Origin of the sequence: Nocardia sp. NPDC050175, assembly GCF_044459885.1 — a bacterium.
Lineage (GTDB): Bacteria > Actinomycetota > Actinomycetes > Mycobacteriales > Mycobacteriaceae > Nocardia.
Window position 1 is genome coordinate 626,221 of sequence record NZ_JBITJI010000004.1, and the last position, 19,026, is coordinate 645,246.

The 19,026-nt window shown below is 66.2% G+C and carries 21 protein-coding genes; 11 read left to right on the forward strand and 10 right to left on the reverse strand.

Annotated features, from left to right (window positions below):
- Window positions 1-201: 201 nt before the first annotated feature.
- The 8 genes from ACIBK2_RS17215 to ACIBK2_RS17250 all read left to right on the forward strand — a co-directional run bounded on the left by ACIBK2_RS17215 (window position 202) and on the right by ACIBK2_RS17250 (window position 7,919).
- Window positions 202-1,815 (forward strand): nitrilase-related carbon-nitrogen hydrolase, encoded by a 1,614-nt coding sequence (locus tag ACIBK2_RS17215; protein WP_396968261.1) that lies wholly within the window; start codon window positions 202-204, stop codon window positions 1,813-1,815.
- Window positions 1,816-1,835: 20 nt separating this feature from the next.
- On the forward strand, window positions 1,836-2,645 hold the full coding sequence (locus ACIBK2_RS17220; protein ID WP_396968263.1) for an oxidoreductase: 810 nt from the start codon (window positions 1,836-1,838) through the stop codon (window positions 2,643-2,645).
- Window positions 2,642-3,607 (forward strand): alpha/beta hydrolase family protein, encoded by a 966-nt coding sequence (locus ACIBK2_RS17225; protein ID WP_396968265.1) that lies wholly within the window; start codon window positions 2,642-2,644, stop codon window positions 3,605-3,607. The genes ACIBK2_RS17220 and ACIBK2_RS17225 overlap by 4 nt, the downstream gene beginning before the upstream one ends.
- Window positions 3,601-4,722: a Rieske 2Fe-2S domain-containing protein gene (locus ACIBK2_RS17230; RefSeq protein ID WP_396968267.1), complete on the forward strand. Its 1,122-nt coding sequence runs from the start codon at window positions 3,601-3,603 to the stop codon at window positions 4,720-4,722. The genes ACIBK2_RS17225 and ACIBK2_RS17230 overlap by 7 nt, the downstream gene beginning before the upstream one ends.
- The gene (locus tag ACIBK2_RS17235; RefSeq protein WP_396968269.1) at window positions 4,719-5,408 is read left to right on the forward strand and encodes a hypothetical protein; all 690 of its coding nucleotides are present in this window, start codon (window positions 4,719-4,721) and stop codon (window positions 5,406-5,408) included. The genes ACIBK2_RS17230 and ACIBK2_RS17235 overlap by 4 nt, the downstream gene beginning before the upstream one ends.
- Window positions 5,405-6,322 (forward strand): hypothetical protein, encoded by a 918-nt coding sequence (locus ACIBK2_RS17240; protein WP_396968271.1) that lies wholly within the window; start codon window positions 5,405-5,407, stop codon window positions 6,320-6,322. Before ACIBK2_RS17235 ends, ACIBK2_RS17240 begins: the two co-directional genes overlap by 4 nt.
- Window positions 6,319-7,107: an SDR family oxidoreductase gene (locus tag ACIBK2_RS17245; RefSeq protein ID WP_396968273.1), complete on the forward strand. Its 789-nt coding sequence runs from the start codon at window positions 6,319-6,321 to the stop codon at window positions 7,105-7,107. The genes ACIBK2_RS17240 and ACIBK2_RS17245 overlap by 4 nt, the downstream gene beginning before the upstream one ends.
- Before the next feature lie 68 nt (window positions 7,108-7,175).
- A complete protein-coding gene (locus ACIBK2_RS17250; RefSeq protein WP_396968275.1) occupies window positions 7,176-7,919 on the forward strand; it encodes an arylmalonate decarboxylase in 744 nt (247 codons plus the stop codon).
- Window positions 7,920-8,033: 114 nt separating this feature from the next.
- Here ACIBK2_RS17250 and ACIBK2_RS17255 read toward each other — a convergent pair whose 3' ends face one another.
- Together ACIBK2_RS17255 and ACIBK2_RS17260 are read right to left on the reverse strand one after the other, a co-directional pair.
- Window positions 8,034-8,330, reverse strand: a complete 297-nt coding sequence (locus tag ACIBK2_RS17255; protein WP_396968277.1) for a hypothetical protein — start codon at window positions 8,328-8,330, stop codon at window positions 8,034-8,036.
- A gap of 3 nt (window positions 8,331-8,333) precedes the next feature.
- The gene (locus tag ACIBK2_RS17260) at window positions 8,334-9,155 is read right to left on the reverse strand and encodes an HpcH/HpaI aldolase/citrate lyase family protein (protein WP_396968279.1); all 822 of its coding nucleotides are present in this window, start codon (window positions 9,153-9,155) and stop codon (window positions 8,334-8,336) included.
- A 290-nt stretch (window positions 9,156-9,445) separates the two neighbouring features.
- Here ACIBK2_RS17260 and ACIBK2_RS17265 point away from each other — a divergent pair, with 290 nt between their 5' ends.
- Both ACIBK2_RS17265 and ACIBK2_RS17270 read left to right on the forward strand, forming a co-directional pair.
- Window positions 9,446-10,438, forward strand: a complete 993-nt coding sequence (locus ACIBK2_RS17265) for an alpha/beta hydrolase (protein ID WP_396968281.1) — start codon at window positions 9,446-9,448, stop codon at window positions 10,436-10,438.
- Between the two features lie 196 nt (window positions 10,439-10,634).
- Window positions 10,635-10,769 carry a hypothetical protein gene (locus ACIBK2_RS17270; protein WP_396968283.1) on the forward strand — a complete coding sequence of 45 codons (135 nt, stop codon included), beginning with the start codon at window positions 10,635-10,637 and terminating at the stop codon, window positions 10,767-10,769.
- Window positions 10,770-10,783: 14 nt separating this feature from the next.
- Here ACIBK2_RS17270 and ACIBK2_RS17275 read toward each other — a convergent pair whose 3' ends face one another.
- From ACIBK2_RS17275 to ACIBK2_RS17285, 3 genes are all read right to left on the reverse strand, one after another.
- Window positions 10,784-11,062, reverse strand: a complete 279-nt coding sequence (locus ACIBK2_RS17275) for a tryptophan-rich sensory protein (RefSeq protein ID WP_396968285.1) — start codon at window positions 11,060-11,062, stop codon at window positions 10,784-10,786.
- Window positions 11,063-11,069: 7 nt separating this feature from the next.
- The gene (locus ACIBK2_RS17280) at window positions 11,070-11,930 is read right to left on the reverse strand and encodes a class I SAM-dependent methyltransferase (RefSeq protein ID WP_396968287.1); all 861 of its coding nucleotides are present in this window, start codon (window positions 11,928-11,930) and stop codon (window positions 11,070-11,072) included.
- A 150-nt stretch (window positions 11,931-12,080) separates the two neighbouring features.
- Window positions 12,081-12,599: a MarR family winged helix-turn-helix transcriptional regulator gene (locus tag ACIBK2_RS17285; RefSeq protein WP_396968289.1), complete on the reverse strand. Its 519-nt coding sequence runs from the start codon at window positions 12,597-12,599 to the stop codon at window positions 12,081-12,083.
- A 313-nt stretch (window positions 12,600-12,912) separates the two neighbouring features.
- On the opposite strand from ACIBK2_RS17285, the gene ACIBK2_RS17290 reads away from it, so the two are divergent.
- On the forward strand, window positions 12,913-13,407 hold the full coding sequence (locus ACIBK2_RS17290; protein ID WP_396968291.1) for a DUF6764 family protein: 495 nt from the start codon (window positions 12,913-12,915) through the stop codon (window positions 13,405-13,407).
- Window positions 13,408-13,516: 109 nt separating this feature from the next.
- On the opposite strand, the gene ACIBK2_RS17295 is transcribed toward ACIBK2_RS17290, so the two are convergent.
- The 5 genes from ACIBK2_RS17295 to ACIBK2_RS17315 form a co-directional block, all read right to left on the reverse strand.
- Window positions 13,517-15,550, reverse strand: a complete 2,034-nt coding sequence (locus ACIBK2_RS17295) for an MMPL family transporter (RefSeq protein ID WP_396968293.1) — start codon at window positions 15,548-15,550, stop codon at window positions 13,517-13,519.
- Between the two features lie 217 nt (window positions 15,551-15,767).
- Window positions 15,768-16,754 carry a DUF5914 domain-containing protein gene (locus ACIBK2_RS17300; RefSeq protein ID WP_396968295.1) on the reverse strand — a complete coding sequence of 329 codons (987 nt, stop codon included), beginning with the start codon at window positions 16,752-16,754 and terminating at the stop codon, window positions 15,768-15,770.
- A complete protein-coding gene (locus ACIBK2_RS17305; protein WP_396968297.1) occupies window positions 16,754-18,343 on the reverse strand; it encodes an FAD-dependent oxidoreductase in 1,590 nt (529 codons plus the stop codon). The genes ACIBK2_RS17300 and ACIBK2_RS17305 overlap by 1 nt, the downstream gene beginning before the upstream one ends.
- On the reverse strand, window positions 18,340-18,666 hold the full coding sequence (locus tag ACIBK2_RS17310) for a lycopene cyclase domain-containing protein (RefSeq protein ID WP_396968490.1): 327 nt from the start codon (window positions 18,664-18,666) through the stop codon (window positions 18,340-18,342). Before ACIBK2_RS17310 ends, ACIBK2_RS17305 begins: the two co-directional genes overlap by 4 nt.
- 2 nt (window positions 18,667-18,668) lie before the next feature.
- A complete protein-coding gene (locus ACIBK2_RS17315; RefSeq protein ID WP_396968299.1) occupies window positions 18,669-19,022 on the reverse strand; it encodes a lycopene cyclase domain-containing protein in 354 nt (117 codons plus the stop codon).
- Window positions 19,023-19,026 lie beyond the last annotated feature (4 nt).

A 19,026-nucleotide genomic window follows, 5' to 3' on the forward strand; every position in this document is an offset into this window, starting at 1 on the left:
AGTTTCACGATTGCCATATTGAACCCGCGGCGCCGACCAGTGTCAAGGCACGCGAAAAAGGCGACGTTTCCGGGAATTACGGCCGCGTGAAATGTCGGACCAGCCCTGGACAGATCCTTCGCCGGGGTACAGAATCGAGACACCGATGGAAACATCGTTTCGTTCTACGAAACACAGCTTCGAGTGGAAGGGTCCTGGTTGATGACCCGAGTCGCGGCCGCACAACTCGCCGCCGGAACCGACGTCGCGGTCAACCTCGACGCCTGTCTCCGGATGATCGACGAGGCCGCAGGCGCGGCGGCCGAACTGGTTGTTCTTCCCGAATTCTGTAACCATCTATCTTGGTACGCGGACCGCGCACACGCGCACCGAATGGCGTGCACCGCCGGCGACTCGTTCCTCACCGCGATCGCGCAGCGCGCACGCAGGCACCGGATGTACGTGAAGATCGGTGTGACGCTGGCCCGCGCCGGCGGCCGCACCACCGGCACCGGCCTGCTGTTCGGACCCGACGGCGATCTGCTCGGCGAGTCCGACAAACAGATCCTGATGGGTGCGGAGAACGACTATCTCGACGCCGGCCGAAGCGAATCACCGGTCATCGCAACACCACTGGGCCGCATCGGCATGTACGCCTGCATGGAAGGCGTGATCAACGAGGTCACCCGGTCGCTGGCGCTGCGCGGTGCGCAGCTGCTGCTCAACAGCCTCAACTCGTTCGCCATCGACGAAGCGAGCCTGCACATCCCGGTACGCGCCGCCGAGAACAAGGTGTGGGTGGTCGCGGCGAACAAGGTAGGTCCACTCCTTCCGGCCGAGCAGCTCCCCGCGATCGCCGCCCGGCTCGGCGTGCCGCAGGACCGGCTGCACGGCGCCGGCGAAAGCCAGATCGTCGGCCCGGACGGCATTCCGGTCGCCATGGCGCCGGTCACCGGCGAAGCGATCGTGGTCGCCGATATCGAGGTCGCGACCGCCGACGACAAGCACCGCCGTGACGGCACTGACATCCTGGCCGCACGCAGGCCGGAGCTCTACGCTCCGTTGTCCGGCGCATCGGGTGAACGCCACGCACCCGCCGGGGCCTCGACGCTGTCGACCGCTGTGTCGGTCGCCGACACCACAGTGCTGGCCGGCCTCGCCGCCGACGGCGTCGACCTCATCGTGCTGCCGGAACTCGCGAACCTGCCCATTCCGGAAGTCGTTCGCGCACTGCATGACACGACGGCGCACGCGGTGCTCAGCGTGCGGGACGCCGATGCGCATCGCGGTGTGCTGGTCAACGCGGACGGGGTGGTCGGCTACCAGTCGCAGCTGCACCCGACCGAACGCCATTCGTGGCTCACGGACCTGGGCGATGATCTGACTGTCTTCGAGTTGCCTTGGGGCCGAATGATCATCGTCGTCGGGGACGACGCACTGTTTCCGGAAACGTTCCGCCTGGCCGCGATTCAGGATGCGGACGTCGTCGCGGTCCCCTGCTCCCCCACCGAACTGTGGGAACTGCGGCTCGGACTGACGGAGCGAGCGGCGGAAAACAGGCTGAATGTGGTAGCGGCGGGCACTGCCGAATCCGGCGGACTCGTCGGCGCAATATACGCGCTCAGCCCGGATTTCACCCTGTGGACCGCGTGGAGCGGACCATTCACCGGTGTGATCAGCCACCCGATCGTGACCGGCGTGCCACCGGGCTCGACGAATGTACGTGGCGTCGTACGCCCCGCCGAAGCCGTGAATCGCAACGTATCCAAAGGCACCGACCTAGTGGCCGACCGCCCGTCGTGGCGGCTGGACACCATGACGAAAGAAGCTCAGTGACAACACAACCCGGAGCGACGATGAGTGAAACCGTGCAGCATGTCGAGCAGATGGTCGACACGACTGCCAGGACAGATGTCACCGAAACCTTCCAGGAATGGCGAGAGTTGTTGAGCGGGTTGCAATCCCGGATCGCCGAGCGCTTCGAACTCACCCGGGATCCGTCCACCGAAGACCTGGACAGCTACGGCGACCCGGCCGCGGGACCTTCGGGCAGCCTGGCCGCCTACACCGGCCCCGACATCGATTGGCTCGTGCATTCCTGGATCGGCGACCCCGCAACCGGTTTCGTCAACCTGCACCTCACCGCCTGGCTCGGACCGCGGATCAGCGTCCCGCATCTCGGCATCGCATTGCTGCTGTGGCCGCAGGGCTGGTTCTACGTCGACGCGATCCCGCGCGGCGACCTGGTCGGCGACGGAGCCTACTTCGACCGCTACTACGCCGAGAACGATCCGCCGTGGTTGGCGTTCAAGGAAGACCATCCCGATTTCACCTGGTTCACCAGCCGCACCGGGTTCATCCGGGCGAGCCTGTCCCCCACCGCGTACTGCTACTCCTTCCCGGCGAACCGGGACAACCGCGATACCGTTGCCGAGCTGCTCACCGCCCGGGTCGACCAGTGGCTCGGCTGGGTCGATGCCGCCGAACCCGTCCCGGCCGAGCAGCGGGCGGCACTCGCCGACCGAGATCTGGCGATCCGGCGCAACATCGCCGAACGCGATCCGGCCAACGTCATGGGCGAGCGGATGTTCGGGCCCGACGTGACCCAGCGTCTGGTACGTGCCCTGTGGGGCGGCGATCGTGTCCTGCCGAGGCCGGTCGCATGAGTATTGTTCGTTCGCTCTGGTGGTCGGCGCGTACGGCGGGCGACGCACCCTTCGACACCGCGCACCTGAAGGTCTACTACCCCGCGATCACCACCGGTTCCGACACCGAACGACTCTCCGGAGTTTTCACGCCCGATCCGGCGACCGCACCGTATCCGGTGGTGCTGTTCCTGTCCGGAGTCAACGTCGGCCAGGATTCCTATCGCCGATTCGCAACTGCGATCGCCGAAACTGGTTTCGTGGTGGTCACTTTCGACCGGGTCGCCGAATTGTTCGGCGGCCAGCGCGGATTGACCGTCGGCGTCGACCTCGACGCGGCCCGCCCCGATGCCTACGGCACCCGCCCGACCTGTCCGACCATCGGCGCGATCCTGGCCGCGGTCACGGAATTGAACGAACAGGGTCCGCTGGCCGGCGCGCTCGACCTGAACCGCGTCGGGCTGGGCGGGCACTCCGCGGGCGGCACCGTCGTGCTCCAGTCCGCACGTTTCTTCCCCTCGGTCCGTGCGGTTTTCGCCTGGGGTGCGCACACGATGGTGGCGACCATGCTCGGCTGGCCCGCCGGTACCGTGCTGCCCGCTCAGGTCGACTGCCCCGTGCTGCTCGGGGTCGGCACCAACGACGGCGTGATCAAGGGCAGTGCCGACCGGTACGGCGAAGACGGTGATCATCGCCGTGATCCGGTGGCCAGGACGTTCGACGAAGCCTTGCCACCGGGCGATCACCTGTTCGCGGTCGTGCCGGAGGCCAACCATTTCGGCATCGCCGACGTCGACCCGACCGCGGCCCGGGCCTTCCTCGACGGCCCGGACGATGCGGACGCGCTCGCGCCGTTCGCTCGACTGAGCTCAGTGTTCCTGCGAACCCACCTCGGTGGTTCGGCGGCGGCCCGCGCCGAACTCGCCGAATTCACCGATGCGGGTGTGCTGCGACCCCAACGATCGGAGCGCGAACAATGTTGAAAAACTTTTGGTATGCACTGGAATTCGCCGATCAGGTCGGTCGAACGCCGAAAAAGGTGACCTGCCTCGGTCAAGACTTCGTGCTGTACCGCACCACGACAGGCACGGCGGTGTGTCTATCGGATCTGTGCGTACATCGCGGCGGTGCGCTCTCGATGGGCACTCTGACCGGGGACTGTATCGCCTGTCCGTACCACGGCTGGCAGTACGACGCCGAGGGCGCCTGTGTGCGCATCCCGGCGAACTCCGAGGACCGGCTCATCCCGAAGAAGGCCAGGGTCGACGCCTACCCCACCCAGGAGCGTTACGGCATGGTCTGGGCTTTCCTCGGCGACCTGCCCGAACCGCAACGCCCACCGATACCGGATATCCCGGTGCACGACGATCCGGCGTTCCGGATGGTGCAGTTCGAGATGGAGGTCGAGGCCAACTACGAACGGACCTTCGAGAACGTGGTCGACGCCTCACACACGCCCTTTGTCCACGGCACCAGGTTCGGCAACCCGGACAAGCCCGAGATCCCGAATTTCACTATCCGCAAGGATGATTGGTCCGCCGAGGCCGACATCCAGCTCAGTCCACCGCCGCCGAGTGGACTGTGGGGACTGCTGTTCCGGAACAAGCCCCGGCCCGAATTCGTGACGGTCACCAATGGCTGGTATCTGCCCAACGTGGTCAAGCTGCATATCCGGCTGCCCATCGGCGATCTGCTGCTCTACGACTTCAACATCCCGCTCGCGCAGGACCGCACCCTGGTCAAGATCCTCGGCTACCGCAACTTCTTCACCGGCCGCTGGGCCGACGCCGACACCCGCAGGAGAATCAAAGACATTCTGCTGCAGGACAAACCGGTGGTCGAATCGCAGCGACCGGAGTTGCTCCCGTTCGACCTCGCCGACGAGCTGCACGTGCGCAGCGACGCACTCCAGATCGCCTACCGGCGCAGGCGAACCCAACTGATCAAAGACGGTTGGTGGCTCGGCGACGACGACATCATCACCGGCGATGCACCGCGCCGCACCGCCACCGTCATCGCCTCACCGGCCCGCCGGGAAAACCCCGAACTCGATCAGGCCTGGGTGCACAAGGCCCGCACTGGAGGAATACCGCAATGAGCCTGCCCACCGAGCTCAGCGAGCGCACCTTGCAGCGGCTGAGCACCGCTCTGGAACTTGTTCCGGCCGAAGACATCTCGTTGACCAGCGCGATGTCGCCGGAGCCGGTCGGCAGGCTGCGGGTGTTGCGCGGTGATCCGATCGACAAGCTGGTCACCGTCGATCTCGTGGTCCCCGCGATCGGCTTGGACAGCCATATGATCTTCGCCTTCGCGCCGGCCGATTCCGCGGTCCCGCACTTCACGCTGGACTCGGTGCGGTCGGCGGAATACCACGCCATGCATCTCGATCTCATCCCTCGCGCCGATCTCGCGGTGCATCTCGACTATCTCGATGCCGCGTTCCTGCCACTGACCCCGTTGCTGGACGCGGCCTGGCAGATCGACGGGGTGTCGGCGGCGGCGGTCGGTCCGCGGCAGCGGGCGATGATGTCGCCGTGGATGGTCGTCTGCCGTGCCACCGAGCCCGCCTTCCGCGCCCTCGGCGCCACGGTTGACGACTATCTCCAGCACTGGCTCACCTTGGTGGACAAGGGGGTTCCCGCAGTAGACAGCGATGTCGCCGTCCGCGACCGCGCCAACCGGGCGAATCTGTTCAGCCCGCAGGTGGATCCGGTGTGGGCGCAGGTGACTCGACTGCTCGGCGACGAACAAGCCGAGCGGGTACGAACGGAGCTGCTGCGATGACCGCCGCCGAAGCGCCGAGCCAATGGCAGCAGCGCATCGCCGGTGAATGGGTCGGCAGGCCATCACTGTTCGCCGCGGACGGGATCTGGCGTGGCTTCGAGGACATCCGCCGGTCCTCGGTTTTCGCCGACGGGACAACGACGTACTACATGGACGGCAGCCTCACCGGCGGTGGAGAACTCGCCGGACGGTTCACTCTCGGTGCGCCGTTCGCCTTCGGAGTGGTCGACTCCGACAACGATCGGCTCTACACCGGCCCCGACTTCTACGGCGCGGGCCAGCCCTACGGCGGATTCGTCGACGCCCACTACTACGGTCCCGGCTGGCAAGTCGGCTTGAACACCTGGAATCAGACACTCGGCGATACTCAGGTGTATTCCTCGGTGCTGTACCAAGGGCCGGCCATCGTCGGCGTGTTCAACGGCGTCTACACGCGCGACCACGATCTGGCCGACGAACTCGTCGAGCACGAAACACGCTGCGGTGCAGCACCATTTATCTTGCCAACCAAGGACGAGTGCTCCTATTTAGGCGACTGCGAGCTGTGGGGCGCCGATCAGCAACGCCGCGGCACTGTGCGGATCAGCCTCGAGATCACTCCGCTGAGCCTGTTGACCGCCGAGCATCGCGTGACCTGGAGCGGGGCGCTCGACCGCACCTACGAGGCCACCGTGCGCCGCGACGGCGTCCGCTCCTTCCACGAGGGACCCGGTGCCTGGGGCAACGCGACCGCTTACGGCCGTGCCAACTATCCGATACTGCACCTGCCCGACGGCGGCAAGATCAACGGGCGAGAATTCATGGTGGACGCCGCACCCGGGATGGGTGCGGGTACCGAGCTGGCCGTGGTCTATGAACTGTTCGAGCACAACAGCCTCAGCGCCGTGCTGCACGGCGTGCTGGTCCGCCGATGAGCCGGGCTCAGTCCACCAGCACCGTCGTCGTGACCGGCGGCACCCGCGGCATCGGACTCGGCATCACCCGCGCGCTACTCGACCGCGGTCATCGAGTCGCATTGTGCGGCACCGATATCGAGCGAATGGATCGGCTGCGCGACGATCTGCCCGACACCGCGTTGCTGATGTCCGCCGACGTCACCGATCGCGCTGAGCTGCAAGCGCTCTGGGATGCGGCCACGGCCCGCTTCGGCCGGATCGATGTGTGGATCAACAACGCGGGCATCTCCCACGTCCGCGCCCCGGTCTGGGAACTATCCGCCGACGAGGCTCGAAAAGTGGTCGCTACCAACCTGGTCGGCGCGATCAACGGCTCCGCCGTCGCCATCGCGGGCATGATGGGGGCCGGCGGCGGGCACATCTGGAACATGGAAGGCCTCGGCAGCGACGGCCGAGCCGTTCCCGGGCTGTCGGTGTACGGCGCCAGCAAGCGAGCACTCACCTACCTGACCAAGGCGCTGGTCAAAGAAGTCCCATCCGGCGTCTCGGTCGGTCTGCTCAGCCCGGGCATGGTGGTCACCGATCTGCTGACCCATGGCTACACCGATCCGGCGGAACTGGCCAAGGCGCGCAAGATATTCAACATTCTCGCCGACCGGGTCGACACCGTCGCACCCTGGCTGGCCGAACGCGCGATCGCACCCGCCCGCAACGGGGCCCATGTCCGCTGGCTGACCACACCGAAAGTGATCGGCCGCTTCGCCACTGCGCCGCTTCGGCGGCGCGACCTGTTCACCGAATGACCAGTGCGGCGCGGGCTCCGCCACCGACGCGGCAACCGACACTGCATCGAGAACCAGGAGAAGAAACCGTGCCTGACGTATTGGGCTGGAGAGCGAAGTTCGGGGTACTCGCCCCCTCGACTAATACCGTCGTGGAACCCGATTTCGCTCGAATGGGCGTGCCGGGAGTGACGACACACTTCGGCCGTATCCACATCCGCGACCAGAACATGAGCGACGACGCGGGCATGGACCGCCTGCTCGACCAGATCCGCGCCGAAATGGACGCGACTTGCGCCCGCGTGCTCACCTGCGAGCCCGACTACATGGTCATGGGCATGTCGGCCGAGACCTTCTGGGGCGGCGTCGAGGGCAACCAGAAGTTCGTGCGGCAAATCCACGACGCGACCGGGCTACAGGTAGCCACCGGGGCAGAGGCATGCCGACGAGCACTGACACTGAGTGGCGCCAAGCGGATCGGCGTCGTGACGCCGTATCAACCGATCGGCGACGAAAACGTGGTCCGATTCTTCGGCGAGCTAGGTTTCGAGGTCGCCACGATCAGAGGATTACGGTGCCCCACCGCGGTTTCCATCGCCCACGTCACCGAGACACAGCTGCGCGACGCGCTGCGCGAGATCGACAGCGACGGCATCGACGCGCTCGTGCAATGCGGCACCAACCTGTCCATGGTTGGTCTCGCCGACACGGCAGAGCGCTGGCTCGACAAGCCGGTCATCGCGATCAACGCGGCGACCTGGTGGATGGCACTGCGCGACAACGATATCCACGATCGCATCGACGGCGCGGGTTCGCTCCTGCGCGATCATTGATCCCTCCACAGCGGCGCGACACTCACGGCCGAGGTCACCAGGGAACGACGCCGTCGTCGTCGAATGCGGCGCTTGCTCCGATGTCCGCGTTCCGTTCAAGCCATTGACGTCGGTTCAGCTGGGAACCCGTGCTCGACCGACCGGGAACTGAATTGTGACCTCGTCGCCGAGGCGGTGACTCTCGATGCTGTCGAGGTGCTCCTGCATCCCGGCCGGCCCGGTGCGGCGCCCTTGCCCGTAGGGCGCGCCCGCGAGCAGCATCTCGACCGCACAGTCGGCGACGTGATCGGTCGGCAATGAGCGGTCCAAGGCCACCACGATCGTGGTGATCGGCTCGAACCCGCGGCCGAGATAGTCCTGACCGAGATCCGACGGTGGGAAATCCAGGTGAGTGCTTCCGGGCCCGAACACGTTCTAAGCTGAATTTGTCAACAAGCGTCGAGCCCGCCTGATCACTGCCAAATCCACCATGCGGCCCGCGTCGTCGAGCGCGACCCCGCCCGCGGCGTCGAACCGGGCCACTAATGCTCGCGCCTGTTCGACTTCTGCCGGGTCGGGGGTGAACACCTCGTTCACGATCGCGACCTGGGCGGGGTGGATGCAGGCGCGGCCGCGAAAACCCATGCGCGCCAAGGCCATCGTCGAGGCGCGCAGCGCATCGAGGTCACCGAAATCGGTACGGACCGGGCCGAGCGGGGGCGCGATACCGGCAGCGGCGCTGGCCAGCACCACCTGCGAGCGCACGGCCCACAGCTCTCGATCGTCGGGGCTGGGGTCGACGCCGATATCGGCACACAGGTCTGCCTCGCCGAGTTGCAATCGATCAACACGCGGCACGGCCGCGATCTCACGAGCAGCCAGCACAGCCGTCGCACTTTCCAGTATCGGGCAAATCCGGATGCCACCGGGACACGGCTCGAACTCGCGCAAGATCGAGCCTGCCGTGTGGACCTGAGCGGCGGACTCGGTCTTGGCGAGACACACCGCGGACACACCCGCGAGCGCCACCGCCGCCAGATCGGTCTCGCCGATCGCGCCAGGGTTCACTCGCACCCAGATCCGTGGTCCGCCCGCGCGAATCGCGCCCAACCAGGCGGCAACCGCTGCCCGAGCCCTGTCCTTGGCGACCGGGGGAACGGAGTCCTCGAGATCAATGAGCACCACATCGGCACAACTCGACATCGCCTTGTCGAAGAGTTCGGGGCGACTGCCCGGCACATACAACGCCGATCTCACCCGGCACACCTTCCGTCCGTTGGGCATACACGTCATCCGGTGGCTCCCCCGCCGGCACGGCGACTGCACCTCACGCTAGCCAGACGGTACCCATAGGATCAACATCTTGGCAACAGTGTTTCCCTGAAAGAAACATCGGACCGAGAAGACCTTGGACCACCCAGAGCCGACCCCTCTCGAAAAATCTCCGACAGAGCAGTTGACAGCCCCCGGCGCTCGAGCGCTAATTGACTCCAGGTAAGAAACGCTATTTCGCATCAGGAAACGGCGTGCTCGTCACTGGAGTCACGATGAACCTCCGAAGTCCGGCCACGGCCGCCATCGCCCTGTGTCTCGCTCTCGCCGCCGGCCCCACTGCCCGCGCCGAACCCGCGACGATGCATGAGACCGTCCCTATCCCCTGCGCTGGAACAACTTTGCCGGTTCCGGTGGACTGGCATCTGCCCATCGGCGCACCCAAAGGCCTGATCTGGCTGCAGCACGGATTTGCCCGCAGCAGTACCAATATCGCCGGTCTCGGAACCGCTTTCGCCGAAGCGGGCTATCTGGTGTTCACCCCGAGCCTGCCGTTCATCGACTTCGCGGGTTGCACCCTGCAGAACCTCACCGGCAACACGGGGTTCCTCGGCGCGATCGCCACGCTCTTCGCCACCGCCCAGCGCCCCAACAGCGCACTCGCCCAAAGCCTTTCCCGGGCAGCAGCGCACGCGGGCCGACCGGAGCTCAGGTTGCCCGAGCAGTACACCTTCGTCGGCCACTCGGCGGGGGGCGAGGCCGTCGAGTATGTCGCCCACCGGTTGCGTATGGATCATCCCGACAACTGGACCGGGTTACGAGGGCTGGTGCTACTCGACCCGGTCAAGTCGTTCGTTGGCGACAACACCGATCGCGCTCTCGCGGACCTGGACAACACGTCGCTGCCGATACTCACCATCTCCGGTCCGCCATCGCTGTGCAACGCTTTCGGCAGCGGCACCAGCGCACTGCAGTCCCTCCTGCATCGCTCGTACGTCGGTATCCGCATCAGCACTGGTGTACACACCGACGCCGAAGGAAGCAGCGTCGACACGCTCGGCAGCTTACTTTGCGGCACACCGGAATCCGTGAATATCACCACCTTGCGCACCCTTGCCCTCGGCTGGATCGGCGACTATTTCACCAGCAGCCGCTCCGCCGACTACTACCCACCCGACGCGCCGCTCACCGACGCACAGACCGCCCAAGCCGCTGTCGCCCAGGTCGCGGCAGCGCCCGATGCCCAGATCCTGTCGGGCTCTTCCTGATCGCGCGGACAACAATCACGCGGGTCAGCAGAGTTGGACTGTCGCGGTGGCCCGACCGAAGATCTTGGATCCGTCCTGCGACGCGTGGTTGCGGTCGGGCGCAGCGCATTTCGCCGATCGGAGTGTAGGTGCTCATCGGCCCGGCGGCGGAAACGACATCGCCGCGCACCAACGCGGTCAAGGCGCCGGCGATCGCGTGGTCACGTTCGGTGGGGGCCGAGCGGGCGATGAGGCCGGTGTCCGCGACCAGCACCTGCGCACCGTGCTGGTCGGTGACCGTGTTGCGCACGACCATGAGGTCGCCGCCGAAGGCTTGCCGGAAGGACCGTAGCGAGAGGTTGCTGGTCAGTCGATCACCGGCTGGGACTCGGTAGCGTTCTGCAGCGCGTAGGCGCTCGTGACAGCGATGTCGGCGTAGCGCAGGGTCCAGGCTATCGGGAAGGCTGCGAACGGTGGCTGGTAGGGAGGTTTGTCCACCTGCTGATACCAGGTGGATCGCGATCCGGCCGCGGCCGAACCGACCAATGCAGTGGCCGCGACGCCCGCTCCGGTGCGTAACAAATATCGTGCCGACGGCCATGGCCTATTCGAAACAGCGGTCGGAGAAGTATTGTTCGACAACATATTTGGTTCACTTCCGCCCGAGGGGCACGGCGGCGTGCCCCGGATGGGCGGCGCTCAGCACGTGTCCGCCGACTCGATCGCTGGCACCACTCAGCGGGGCGAAACGGGCGATCATGCGCCCCCAGTCCAGATCTTCGATCTCGTCGAAACCGAATCCGCTGAGTTTCCCGGCGATCTCGTCGGAGGTGAACAGCGACAGCCATGGCTCGCCGAGCCGATCCATGACGTCTGCGAGCGCTTCCACGATCGCCTTGTTTTGCGGCGGTAGGGCCGAGACCGGTTCGCTGTAGTCGAGGATCAGCCGCGCGGGCGCGGGCAGTTCGGCGATGAAACGCAGCGTGGTGTCGACCGCAGCTGCGGTGAGGTACTGCACCACACCCAGCCAGAGGAAGAATGTGGGCGCGGAGTCATCGAAACCTGCCGATGCCAGTTGTTCACCGAGACTGTCGGTTTCGAAGTCCACCGGTACGAACCGCAGCGACGCCGGCACCGGAATACCCGCATCGGCGATGCGTGCGCGCTTCCATGCTTGAGTGTCGGGATGGTCCACCTCGAAGACGGACATGCCGGGGAAAGGGTTGCGCGGGCCGAAGGTATCCAATCCGGCGCCGAGCACCACCACCTGGCGAACCGTGTCGACGTGGGCCGACAGTTCGTCCTCGGCGTACCGATGCCGAATAGCGAGGAAAAGCCTTGCCTCCATGGGTATTCCGTCGTCGGCCGGCCCTTCGTCGACCACTGCGTCGACGGCCTTGGCTATCAGGACGGCGAGGGGATCCTCGAAGATCCGCGGTTCGTCCGCGTCTTGATGGAACGCTCGCGCCCGCGCGGCGCCCAACGCGGTCCGGCTCGGCTGACCCAGCTGCATGAACATCCTTCCTGAGCGGCGTACGACAGAACCAACTCTCTCAGAAACTTAACCAATTGACAATGTGCCGGGAGCGCGAGATTGGCGTTCAGCGTCGAGGACACCTGGTCGACCTGGGCGGGGACAGAATCCGACACGCCCGATACAGGACTATCGGGGCGCGATCACCTGGTCGAAATGCTCGCGCAGCGAGGCGATCACCGCGGTGAGCACACGGTGGGCAGCTTGCAGATCCTGGTCCGGGAGTTCGGCCATTGCTGAGCGGGTGCTGGCCCCCACCGGGAGAAAGAAGTCGCGCGCGGCAGCCATGCCTTGCTCGTCGTGATAGAGGATGACCCGGCGGCGGTCCGTCGCGTCGATCTCGCGGCGCAGATGGCCGGACTGGATCATTCGCTCGACCAGGTAGGTCACCGCGGCAGAGGTCATGCCCATCAAGCGGCCCAGCTGGCCGGAGGTGAGGGGTCGCCCGGCGAACTCAGCCGTGGCAATGTGCAGCAGCGCCCGGAAGTCATTGGGGCGCAAATCGTTCGATCGAGCGAAGACATGGCCGAGCTGGTCAGAGATCGCGGTCAAGGCGCGGATGTCACTCGCGATCTCGGTCTCCAGCGACTCGCGCTGCTCGTCTCGCGCGGACGCGGAGCCATGCACCGTCCAGTCAGGTTCCGTCACACCGGTAAGACTAACCCTGCCGGTTACCTCCATTGCTTAACAATTAAGTTTCTGAGAGAGTTGGCAAGCGTACCGCGTGGATTCTCCCGACGCTACCCCCGTTGACCTCGAGCTCCGGCCGACTCCCGCGGCCCATACCAATCCAGCTTTTGCATCGATTTTGCATCGTTTGTTCGCTACGGTGATGGAGGTACCGCGCCGGGATGCGCCGCCGCGGTAATCCTCAACCGCACACTAGATTTCGGTGTGCCCGTCGGGCCGGACTCCCGTATCAGCCCAGTGAAACTCGGCGGCCACACCGCAGGAGAACGCCATGAACATCTCATTCACTCGCCGCAGCGCGGCAGCCCTCCTCGGAGCAGGCACAGCAGTGTGCGCGCTCTCGCTGGCCGCACCACAAGCCGTGGCAGCCGACACCGCGTGCCCGGCACCGGGAGCAAGCACAAGTTCGGTAACGGCTGCGGGCGCACAATGCTCCGCAACCAGTGCCGGTGGCGGAGCTGCCGCAGCTTATGGCCTCGGCGGCTCGGCGTCCGCAGACGCAGCGCCGACCAGCCTGTCGCTTGCCATCGCGCAGAACGGCGGATCCGCGACATCGAGCTCCGCGCAGCTTTCCGGCCCCGCCGCGATCGCAGTAGGACCGGGCGCAACCGTGACCACGATCGGAGTACGGCCCGGCTTGGCCATCGGTATCGCCGGACCAGGCGCCACTGTGACCGTCAACGGCGTCACCGGCCCCACCTGCACCGGCGGACTCGGCTTCGCGGGCGACTTCCAAACCTTCCAGGGTTGCCTGTCGCTCGGCTGACACGCGACAACAAGTTGCCGGTGGTCCTCGTTGCCACCGGCAACTTCGTCTCCACAGGTGTAACTTGCCGCCTCGTGCGCGGGCCGGCTCCGCTGCTTCGGCTGAAGCCTTACCGCTCAACCCGTTCCGCACGAGGATCTTCCGCCTTGGCCCCTGCGAGATTGCCGACCCGGGCCAAGGGGCTCGGCCACCAGATACGAGGGCCGACCAACCGAAACAGCGCAGGGATGATCACCGTCCGCACCACCACAGTATCGAGCAGGATGCCCAGACCGACCACTATGCCCAGTTGGGTCAGGGTGATCAGCGGCAGCACACCTAGCACACAGAACACCGCGGCAAGCACGAACCCGGCGCTGGTGATCACGGCGCCGGTCGACGACACCGCCCGGACGATGCCCCGCGTCACGCCGTACGCGGGAGTTTCCTCCCGTGCCCTGCTCACCAGGAAGATCGTGTAGTCGACACCGAGCGCAACCAAGAAGAGAAAGGCGAACAGCGGCACATTGGTGTCTATCGCGGGAAAGCCGAAGAGGTGCACGCTCATCCAGCTGCCCAGGCCGAGCGCGGCCAGCGCGCTCAGCACTGTTACTGCGACCAGCAGCAGCGCCGCCGGTATCGCGCGCAGCAACGCGAGCAGGATCGCGCACACGACAACAAGGATGAGCGGGATGATCACTGTCCGGTCTCGGCTTGCGGCGGTGCGAGTATCCAACGCCTGCGCGTCACTGCCACCGACGAGCGCGTCCGCTCCGGGGACCCGTCCGAGATCGGACCGGATCGCCTCGATCACAGCGAACGAGCGATCGGACCCTGGCGCGGCATCGAGCACCACCGACCACCGCGCCAGGCCCGACAGCGAGGTACCGGTCCTGGTCGCCCGTACCACGCCCGGTGTCGCGGTGAGGGACTCGTCGACGAGCGAGGCGAGCGCAGCGCGGGCGATCACCACTGTGGGGTCGGCCGTGCCGGGCGGGAAATGCGCTGCCAATGTGTCGAAGCCGACGACCGATTCGGCGCGGACCCGGAACTGCTCGGTCTGCGACAAACCGACATCGACCGTCCACAGCCCGGCCGCACAGATCGCGAGCAAACCGGACGCGACGATCGTCACCGTCGCAGGCCTGCTGACCACCCGGGTGGCGATCGCGTGCCAGATTCCTTGCTCGGCAAGGTCTCGCTCATCCAGGCGAGGCACGAAGGGCCAGAACACATTCCGCCCGCACAGCGCGAGTGCTGCGGGCAGAGCGACCAGCACGAATAACACCGCGACCAGTAGTCCGGCCGCGGCCAGGGCACCAAGGCTCCTGGTGCTCGGCACTGAACCCAGGAGGAGCACCAGGAGCGCCGTGACCACGGTCAGATTGCTTGCCAGGATTGCCGGGCCGGCTCGGCGCACCGCGCGGCGCAACGCTTGCCGATGGTCTGGCTCGCGATGTAGTTCGTCGCGATATCGTGAAACGAGCAGCAGTGCGTAGTTGGTTCCGGCGCCGAAGACCAGCACGCTGGTGATACCGGCGGTAGAGCCGTCGAAGGTCAATCCGGTCAGCCGGGCGACGGCGGTGCCAACGCCGGTGGCGGCCCGATCTGCCGATCCGATGATCAGCAGCGGAATCAGCCACAGCACCGGCGATCGATAGGTCAGGATCAACAGCACTGCGACGACGGCGGCCGTCACCGCCAGCAGTGTGGTATTCGCGCCGGAGAACGAGTCGGCGATGTCGGCCGCGAACGCGGGCCCGCCGGTCGCCTGCAGCACCAGACCTGGAGGGAGACCATCGTCAGCGGCCTGCCGCAGGCGGTCGATGTGGTCGGTGAGTTCGGCCCCGCTCAGGTCCGCGACCACCGGAACCTGGGCGATCACCGCGGCCTGGTCGGGGGCCGCCACGAGAGGCGCCGCCGAGTCCACTCCCCCCGCCGCGCGAGTCACCGCCGCGGCTGCCGCGGCCCGGTCCGGCTCGTCGAGGAGTGCGCCGTCAGCGCGGCTCACCACAATGATCGCTGCGGCTGTCCCAGAGTCCGGGAACTGCGACAACGCTTTGTCCGCAGCCGCCGACTCGGCGATATCCGGAAGGGACCTCGGCGCTTCGCCCGCCGTGTCGTTGCTACCCATGCCGCCGATCAACAGCCCAGCGGCGGCCATGAGCGTCACTAGGAGAACCCACGACAGACGCGCGGTAACGACAGCTGCATATCGATCCCAGAGTCTCACCCCGCCAACTATTTCATTTTCTTAACTATTAAACAACTGAAAGATCAAGGGATGTGCCCGGACCGGCCACACCGCGCGGGCGTGCACCACGAAGTACAAGGTATGCAGGCTTCATCGACCGGCTTCCCTCACCGGGATCGGCGCGCTGTTATCGATGCCGGGTTCGCAGCTGATACCGCCGTTCGGCGTAGGCGAGATCGTCGCGCCACAAACGGGTAGCGGCATGGTTCATCAGCGGGCGCAGCAGGGGAAGGGTGTGATGGGTGAATCGGAAGCCGGGACGATCCGAGTTCGCGATCACGGCCTCGATCACCGCTGTGCGGGCTTGCCCGTCCGGCCCGGGACCCAATGGGGTGGCATGGGTTTCGACAACGCTGCCCGCGCCCTCGCCCGAGACGATCCGCATGATGATGGTGCGCGGGTCCGGACAGCGGAACTCCGCTTCGACGGGGACTCCGAGACGGCGGGTCAACCGGAAGGTGACGGTGAGCAGGAAGCGGTGATTTTCCTCGGTGATGCCGTCGAGCGGTGGTGACTGGGTTACGTCGAGGTGTGCGAAAGAGTAGGGGTGGAACCACGATCCATGCCAGGGGTCGAGTCGATTGGCCATGATGTCACGGGGTTCGCAGGTACCGATCAGCCCGGTCACGGAGTGCACGGTAGTATCGGCGGGTCGGCGGCCGAGAATCGGTGCGTCCGTGGGTGTCTCACCACCGACAGGATCGAGCCGGACCCAGGCCAGCACACCGTCGTCGTGGCTGGGAAACGGGCACCAGCGCGCGGCGGTGTCGGCGTCACCGACGCGTAAACCGTGCCAGCGGCAGACCAGTGCGCCATCGTCGACCTGTGCGGTGTCGAGTGGTGCGCCCAGATGCGGACATGCTCCAGGACCTATCCGCAGCGCGCCTTGCCGATCTCGCCACGCGACGATCTCGACGCCACCTATTGTGGTGCCGAAGGGCCGGTCGCGGCGGATATCGCGGCTCGCGGCGAACGCATACCAGTTGCCGCTCGGCAGCTGTTGTGACCAGCGCAGCGCCGCCGCGATCACCCGGGGATCGGCGTCCTGGTATGTGGGCCGTTGCCGCGACCACTTTTCCGGTGAAAACCGTTGCAGCGGTGAAATATTACTCATCAAAATCGCCTCTCGCGGGTGGCGAAGGTGCGCAGTAGGGCCGATCGCCCTCGGCTGGGTACGGTCTGAAGTGCGTGTCCGGCACCGTTCCATTCGCGCGACAGCAGGTCGGCGGCGAGCCAGCCGGTGGTCGCGGCGCGCTCCATCAGCGCGACCGGTAGGTCCACTCGAATCCCGTCGCCGGCCAGCATCAGCCGTCGGTGCGGCGTCTCGACACCCGGGCGCCGAGCGAAGTCGCCGGGGGCAAAGCGCGGACAGTCCTGACGCCACAGCATGTGCTCACCGACGATCCGCGCTGCGGCGGTCTCGGGATAGATCTCATGCAGCCGCGCCAGTAGCTTTCCGCGCAACGCTCGCTGCTCGGCGGGTGCGGGCGTTTCCTCGGCCGCTGCGTAAGCGTGCAGTTCCACGACGCTGCCGCCGTGCTTGTTCGCCCAGACCGCGGCTGTGTGCTCGTACCGGTCGAGAATGCTGATGTTGTCCAGCGGATCCAGATTGCCGGTTCCCAGGAAGCTCGGCCGATCAGCGCGCAGTCGACGATCCAGCCACAGCCGAAGCACGGCGAAGGCGGGAGCGCTGCCTAATTCGCCTATGCGCGTTCGCCATTCGGAGTCTCCCAGGGTCGGTGACCGTCCGACGATCGTGCGCAACCCGGTCACGTCGACGGCCAGTACCACGGCGTCGGCCTCGAGTGTCGCCCCGGTGTCGTCCCTCAGTACGAAACCGTCTGCGCTGGAATCGATCTCGGCGATGGTCACCCCGGTGTGGAATTCGACGCCGCCGGGTCGGGTGGGCGTCGCGGGTGCGGTGAGGTGATCCGCGAGCGGTGTCCAGAGGCTGACATCGAAGTTGTCTTGCGCCACATCGAATACCAGGCCTTCACTGGAGCCGAGGAAGTAGATGTGGAACATGGCCGCAAGTTCGGCCGCGGACATCTGCTGAGGTTCGACGAAAAAGCTCCGGGAGAATACCTCGAACGCAAGGTGGCGCGCGGCCTCCGGAAAGTTGATGCGGCGCAGGAACGTCTCGGCGTCGAGGTGGTCGAGCTGGTGATAGATATCTGGGACGGACACCGCCGCCAGCGGGGCGGCAGCGCGCGCATCCATGCGGACCAGATCGCGCATCCGGAAGGTAGGACTGCGCATGGCGAAGGCGAGCGCGTTCCACGGTGGTGTGCGCGGCAGGTTGCGGAAGGTGTCGCGATGGCCTGCGGCGTCGATGAGCGGATAGTCGTCGAGCCTGCGCAGTCGCGACAACCCGGGATCGCTGCGGGACAACAACTTACGCAGGTTGTAGTACTGGGCGAAGAAGGCGTGGAAGCCGCGGTTCATGCCCACCGGGGTGCCGTCGGTGAGCTGCTCGGTCCAGCCGCCGACCCGGCCGCCCAGGTGGTGCTCGCGTTCGACCACCTCGACGCGGAAGCCGCGTTCGGCCAGTCCGGTGGCCGCGGCCAGCCCCGCGATTCCCGCGCCGACCACCACGGCCGTCGGCCGATACCCGTGCTGCCCGACGTCCATCCGGCCCGGACGCGCCGGATACCGTACGCGGCGCCGGTCCCGGCCCAGCGGTGCCGCTACCGCGCCCCTCATCGCCGCGCTCCGTCCTGGCGCTGCCTGGCGCGTTCCCAGCCGAGTAACACCGCGGTCACGAGCGCGAAGCCGAACAGGAAGTCCTCGATCGGGATATTCCATGGAAAGCGAAGTCCGAGAATGTGATCCGGGTTGTATCGGACGATCTGCGCCTCGGGTCTGGTCAACCATCCATCCACCGGGATCTGGAACCCGAGGACGATGATCATCGACAACCAGTACGCGGGCCGACGCAGCAAGCCGGTACGTAACACCGACAGCTCGAGCAGGCACACGCCCGCGACCGCCGCAACGGCGGGCACGGTGTATCCGATTCCATCGATACTCATCGACCACCCTCGTCGGTACGCGCAACAAGGCCGGCGCGGCGTTTACCGCCGAGCAGCGTCTCGACCGCGACGAAGGTCAACAGCCCGCAGAGGGGGACCACGAGGAAGAACAGAAACTCCTCCAGGGGCATCGCCCCGGGGAGCCGGACGCCGAGAATATACCGCTGATCGAAACTCCAGACGCCGCCGGCGATGGCGAGCAGATCCCACGCGATGAAGACGATGATGGCGGGCAGCAGTGCGGCCAGCAGCAGGCATGGCCTGCGATACACACCGGGCCCGAGGAATTCCAGGGGTGCGGTCAGCACCAGGCAGGCGATCAAGACGAGTAGATACTGCCAATGGGCCATTTCG

Bases quoted from the DNA above. Each gene is read 5' to 3' on its own strand.
- ACIBK2_RS17215 (WP_396968261.1), top strand. From the start codon at position 202: ATGACCCGAGTCGCGGCCGCACAACTCGCCGCCGGAACCGACGTCGCG.
- ACIBK2_RS17220 (WP_396968263.1), top strand. From the start codon at position 1,836: ATGAGTGAAACCGTGCAGCATGTCGAGCAGATGGTCGACACGACTGCC.
- ACIBK2_RS17225 (WP_396968265.1), top strand. From the start codon at position 2,642: ATGAGTATTGTTCGTTCGCTCTGGTGGTCGGCGCGTACGGCGGGCGAC.
- ACIBK2_RS17230 (WP_396968267.1), top strand. From the start codon at position 3,601: ATGTTGAAAAACTTTTGGTATGCACTGGAATTCGCCGATCAGGTCGGT.
- ACIBK2_RS17235 (WP_396968269.1), top strand. From the start codon at position 4,719: ATGAGCCTGCCCACCGAGCTCAGCGAGCGCACCTTGCAGCGGCTGAGC.
- ACIBK2_RS17240 (WP_396968271.1), top strand. From the start codon at position 5,405: ATGACCGCCGCCGAAGCGCCGAGCCAATGGCAGCAGCGCATCGCCGGT.
- ACIBK2_RS17245 (WP_396968273.1), top strand. From the start codon at position 6,319: ATGAGCCGGGCTCAGTCCACCAGCACCGTCGTCGTGACCGGCGGCACC.
- ACIBK2_RS17265 (WP_396968281.1), top strand. From the start codon at position 9,446: ATGAACCTCCGAAGTCCGGCCACGGCCGCCATCGCCCTGTGTCTCGCT.
- ACIBK2_RS17275 (WP_396968285.1), bottom strand. From the start codon at position 11,062: ATGTTGTCGAACAATACTTCTCCGACCGCTGTTTCGAATAGGCCATGG.
- ACIBK2_RS17280 (WP_396968287.1), bottom strand. From the start codon at position 11,930: ATGCAGCTGGGTCAGCCGAGCCGGACCGCGTTGGGCGCCGCGCGGGCG.
- ACIBK2_RS17290 (WP_396968291.1), top strand. From the start codon at position 12,913: ATGAACATCTCATTCACTCGCCGCAGCGCGGCAGCCCTCCTCGGAGCA.
- ACIBK2_RS17295 (WP_396968293.1), bottom strand. From the start codon at position 15,550: ATGGCCGCCGCTGGGCTGTTGATCGGCGGCATGGGTAGCAACGACACG.
- ACIBK2_RS17300 (WP_396968295.1), bottom strand. From the start codon at position 16,754: ATGAGTAATATTTCACCGCTGCAACGGTTTTCACCGGAAAAGTGGTCG.
- ACIBK2_RS17305 (WP_396968297.1), bottom strand. From the start codon at position 18,343: ATGAGGGGCGCGGTAGCGGCACCGCTGGGCCGGGACCGGCGCCGCGTA.
- ACIBK2_RS17315 (WP_396968299.1), bottom strand. From the start codon at position 19,022: ATGGCCCATTGGCAGTATCTACTCGTCTTGATCGCCTGCCTGGTGCTG.